The following is a 4,477-nucleotide window of genomic DNA, read 5'->3' as shown; positions in this document are numbered from 1 at the left end:
AGTAGGAACGGCTTATCGATATCACGTTGTGGTTCTGGAATGTAAGAATCTAGTGCTGCTGCCAGCTCAAGAATTTTTGCTTCCCACTCTGGCTGACCTTCTAGGGCCTTCAGAGCTGAACCTTGAATAACAGGTAAATCATCACCTGGGAAATCGTATTCTGACAGAAGTTCACGCACTTCCATCTCTACTAATTCCAGTAATTCTTCGTCATCAACCATGTCACACTTGTTCATGAACACGATGATGTATGGTACGCCAACTTGACGAGAAAGCAGGATGTGCTCACGTGTCTGTGGCATTGGGCCGTCTGTTGAAGCCACAACCAAAATAGCGCCGTCCATCTGTGCAGCACCAGTGATCATGTTTTTAACATAGTCGGCGTGACCTGGGCAGTCTACGTGTGCGTAGTGACGTGCTGGTGTGTCATATTCGATGTGAGAAGTATTAATAGTAATACCGCGCTCACGCTCTTCTGGAGCGTTATCGATTTGAGCAAAGTTTTTCACTTCGCCACCATAAGTCTTAGCCAGAACTGCTGAAATAGCTGCAGTTAGAGTGGTTTTACCATGGTCAACGTGACCAATGGTGCCCACGTTTACATGGGGCTTAATACGTTCAAATTTAGCTTTAGCCATGGTAATGCCTCAGTCCAAGAATATTGGTGATGAAAACTAACATATAGAAAAAATCCGATGCATTAAAATGACATCGAACCGTTTATGTTTAGGCGTAGGAGCTAACTTTAGAGAGGCTGGTGCTGATAGGCAGATTCGAACTGCCGACCTCACCCTTACCAAGGGTGTGCTCTACCAACTGAGCCATATCAGCAACTAATTTGGAGCGGACAGCGGGAATCGAACCCGCGTTATCAGCTTGGAAGGCTGGAGTAATACCATTATACGATGTCCGCGCAACCTAACTTAGGCTACCTAACTACCTAGAAAAAGTGGTGGAGGGAGAAGGATTCGAACCTTCGAAGGCTGAGCCGTCAGATTTACAGTCTGATCCCTTTGGCCACTCGGGAACCCCTCCACAGAAATATGGTGCCGGCACCAAGAGTCGAACTCGGGACCTACTGATTACAAGTCAGTTGCTCTACCAACTGAGCTATGCCGGCACATCATTTCGGAACGGGATATTAGGTAAATGTGCTGTCAAGTGCAAGCAAAAAAAGCGTAATTATATAAAAAAGTGCTTAAACGTTGTTTTTTTACACGCAATTCATCTTCCCGGAGCAATTAAACAGCAAATGCAACTAATGACGGCATAAACACACAGGCTACCCTCTATTTAGTATTGTTCCGAATAATCTCATAGTGTACTGTGCCTTTCCTAAGCTGAGGAAAGCCAATGACTTCTAAAAATTCAATTCAAAAAGCACTCTATCTTGCCTTTGAGCGGTTGCAATGGTCTGAACTGCGAAATTCAGTGCCGCTTACATTAAGTGAGCAAGACTTGGAGAACCTTAGAGGCATTAATGAGAAAATCTCATTATCGGAAGTTACCGATATTTATCTACCGCTGAGTCGGTTACTTAATTTAATCGTCAAAGCCAAACAGCAACGCGGTTTAGTTGTTGATGAGTTCCTAGGCCAAAAGCCGTCAAATAGCCCTTATATCATTAGTATTGCAGGTAGTGTCGCTGTAGGGAAAAGTACCACAGCACGTATACTACAAGCACTACTTCGACACTGGCCAGAGCACTCGAAAGTAGAACTAGTTACCACGGACGGCTTTCTTTATCCACTGGCGGACTTAAAACGCAAAGGACTATTACAGCGAAAAGGGTTTCCAGAAAGCTACGATATGAAAATGCTGGTAGAGTTTATTTCAGCAGTTAAATCTGGCCGGCCACATGTTAAAGCCCCGATTTATTCACACGTGACCTATGATCGTGTTAAAAATCAACAACAGATAGTCTCTCAGCCAGATATCTTAATTCTAGAAGGCTTAAATGTATTGCAAACAGGACTAGATTCACCTGTCGATACACGCCGTCCTTTTGTATCTGACTTTGTTGATTTTTCTATCTATGTAGATGCTGAAGAACCACTTTTAAAACAGTGGTATAAAGAACGCTTCTTGCAGTTTCGCTCTGGCGCTTTTAGCGATAAAAAATCTTATTTCCACCATTACTCGACGCTCACTGATGATGAAGCAAATACCATAGCCGCCAATATTTGGGATACGATCAACGGGCCAAACCTGCAACTCAATATTCAACCCACCCGTGAGCGGGCTCATTTAATTCTAAAGAAAGGCCAAGATCATTTAATGTCACATGTACTAATGCGTAAATAGCTCTATATCGTTATTCTAGAGCCCTTAAGCTAATTTCTCCGCCGATAAACGCTTTAGTACCTCCGGCGGTTTCAAGCAATACAGCACCCTGCTCATCAACACCACGGCAAACTCCCTCGACCGTGTTTTCACCTATCAGTAAGCGTATTTCACGCCCATAAAATAAATCAGCAGCTTGCCAACGTATCTTGAAAGCGCTTAGCCCTTCACGCTCAAATAACTGAATATCACGTTTTAGTTGCTTCTGTAGCTCAATAACAAGGTCTGTCTTGTTTGGCATAGTCGCCAATGCCGATAAGTCACTCCAAGGCTGATCGATACCTTTGCCTTGATCTTCTGACATTGCCATATTAATACCAACACCGATGATCAGCTGGCACTCACTATCAACTTGTCCTGACATCTCAATCAAGATCCCCGCAAGTTTCTTATGATCCAAATAGATATCATTCGGCCACTTAACGCCAATATTTTCCACTCCAAAGGATTTAAGCACCTCCACCAAAGTACAAGCCACGACTAAACTTAATCCCATAGCCTGCGTCATGCCCTGTGGAAATGACCAGAAAAGTGAAAAGTATAAATGATGTCCGTAGGGTGATACCCAAGTTCGACCACGGCGACCACGGCCTGCAGATTGATACTCTGCCACACACACATCGCCATTTTTTAACTCGGTTGTGTGGCCCAACATAAAGCCATTAGTGCTGGCGATTTCATCAAAATAAAAACAACGGTTATCAATGGATTGCACTAAATGTGATGCATCAATCAACGAGATAGGACTCGCCAATTTATATCCTCGACCTTTCACGCTATAAATTGCCACACCGTAGTTTTCTAAGGTATCAACATGCTTATTTACTGCGGCGCGCGAAATACCGAGTTCACAGGCTAACTGCTCACCTGAAACAAATTGCCCACTAGATAATAAAGCTAATATCTGCCGTTTTCTTCCCCAATGATCAGACATATAGATCTCCTTCCCCATCAGCACCTATGATTCTAGGTTCAGCTTCTAGCACAACGCCAAATTTGTCATGCACTTGCGCAATAACATGCAAAGCTAAACGACAAATATCTTGACCCGTTGCACCACCACGATTGACAAGCACTAACGCCTGTTTATCGTGTACAGCCGCATTACCTAGTTCAAACCCCTTCAATCCAGCTTGTTCAATCAACCATCCTGCAGCGAGTTTCACTGCCCCATTTGTTTGTGCATATCCCACTATGGTAGGAAATCGCTGCGCTAAATCCATATAATAAGCGGCACTAACAAGTGGATTTTTAAAGAAACTACCCGCATTACCCAGCACTGTCGGATCAGGGAGCTTCTCACTGCGCACCTGACAAACTCGATCAAAAATCTCACGAGCCGAAACCGTCGCAGAATCAAATGATTGCAATGGACCATAGGCTAAACGTGGTTGCCAGTTTTTGGTTAAACGAAATCCCACTGCCGTAACCACGGCAAGATTACGTAATGTATCTTTGAAAACAGATTCTCGATAGGCAAACTGGCACTCAGCTGCACTGATGCGCACAAAATCTCCCGAAACTAAATCAAGATATTCAACCCAGTGGCATACATCACACAGTTCAACTCCATAAGCGCCAATATTCTGGATCGGTGCAGCACCAACCGTACCAGGAATCAACGCCATGTTTTCCAATCCAAACATGCCATGTTCAAGTGTAAACTGAATGAGTTCATGCCAATTTTCACCCGCTTCAACCTCGAGGTAAAACGCCTCTTCATCTTCAGATACTTTTATCCCTTTAGATAAAACTCTGACAACGGTGCCGTAAAAGTCCTGTGTAAAGACCAAATTGCTACCGCCCCCCAAGATCAGCATAGACGTTTGTTGTTGCCATAGTGGCAGACAAACTGCTTTTATAGCCTCTTTTGAGTGAACCTCAATAAGATCTGCGCAATATTGTGCTAAACCAAAGGAATTTAATGACTTAAGACTATGAAGGAGAGACATATATTTGATCAATGACAATAAAAATACATTGTAACCGCTAAAAGTGATGATTGCAGCAAATGAGGAAATGTACAGATGAAGTCGCAACAAAGACAGCGTCTTTAATGCACAAAATATATTGTTTATACCAAATCACAGACGCAAAAAAGCCAGCTTATTCAGCTGGCTTCGTTACATCTCAT

General features: G+C 43.4%; 4 protein-coding genes and 4 tRNA genes. 1 reads left to right on the top strand and 7 read right to left on the bottom strand.

Going from position 1 to position 4,477, the window contains the following annotated elements; all coding sequences use genetic code 11:
• The 5 genes from BW947_RS18400 to BW947_RS18380 all read right to left on the bottom strand — a co-directional run.
• On the bottom strand, positions 1–638 hold a 638-nt coding region (locus BW947_RS18400), incomplete at its 3' end, for a GTP-binding protein (protein ID WP_143562275.1).
• A gap of 117 nt (positions 639–755) precedes the next feature.
• Positions 756–831: transfer RNA gene (locus BW947_RS18395), tRNA-Thr, on the bottom strand.
• Between the two features lie 8 nt (positions 832–839).
• Positions 840–913: transfer RNA gene (locus BW947_RS18390), tRNA-Gly, on the bottom strand.
• A gap of 37 nt (positions 914–950) precedes the next feature.
• Positions 951–1,035: transfer RNA gene (locus BW947_RS18385), tRNA-Tyr, on the bottom strand.
• A 9-nt stretch (positions 1,036–1,044) separates the two neighbouring features.
• A tRNA-Thr gene (locus BW947_RS18380) sits at positions 1,045–1,120 on the bottom strand.
• 233 nt (positions 1,121–1,353) lie between these two features.
• On the opposite strand from BW947_RS18380, the gene coaA reads away from it, so the two are divergent.
• Positions 1,354–2,304, top strand: coding sequence for a type I pantothenate kinase (gene coaA, locus BW947_RS18375; RefSeq protein ID WP_076502324.1), 951 nt, complete (start codon positions 1,354–1,356; stop codon positions 2,302–2,304).
• A gap of 10 nt (positions 2,305–2,314) precedes the next feature.
• Here the strand turns inward: coaA and birA are convergent, their stop codons facing one another.
• Positions 2,315–3,277: a bifunctional biotin--[acetyl-CoA-carboxylase] ligase/biotin operon repressor BirA gene (birA, locus tag BW947_RS18370; protein ID WP_076502323.1), complete on the bottom strand. Its 963-nt coding sequence runs from the start codon at positions 3,275–3,277 to the stop codon at positions 2,315–2,317.
• On the bottom strand, positions 3,270–4,295 hold the full coding sequence (gene murB / locus BW947_RS18365; RefSeq protein WP_076502322.1) for a UDP-N-acetylmuramate dehydrogenase: 1,026 nt from the start codon (positions 4,293–4,295) through the stop codon (positions 3,270–3,272). Before murB ends, birA begins: the two co-directional genes overlap by 8 nt.
• Positions 4,296–4,477 lie beyond the last annotated feature (182 nt).

The sequence above is a fragment of the Shewanella morhuae genome, assembly GCF_900156405.1.
Lineage (GTDB): Bacteria > Pseudomonadota > Gammaproteobacteria > Enterobacterales > Shewanellaceae > Shewanella > Shewanella morhuae.
The sequence above is the reverse complement of the archived record's forward strand: the minus strand, read 5'-3'. Positions and strand labels throughout refer to the sequence as shown.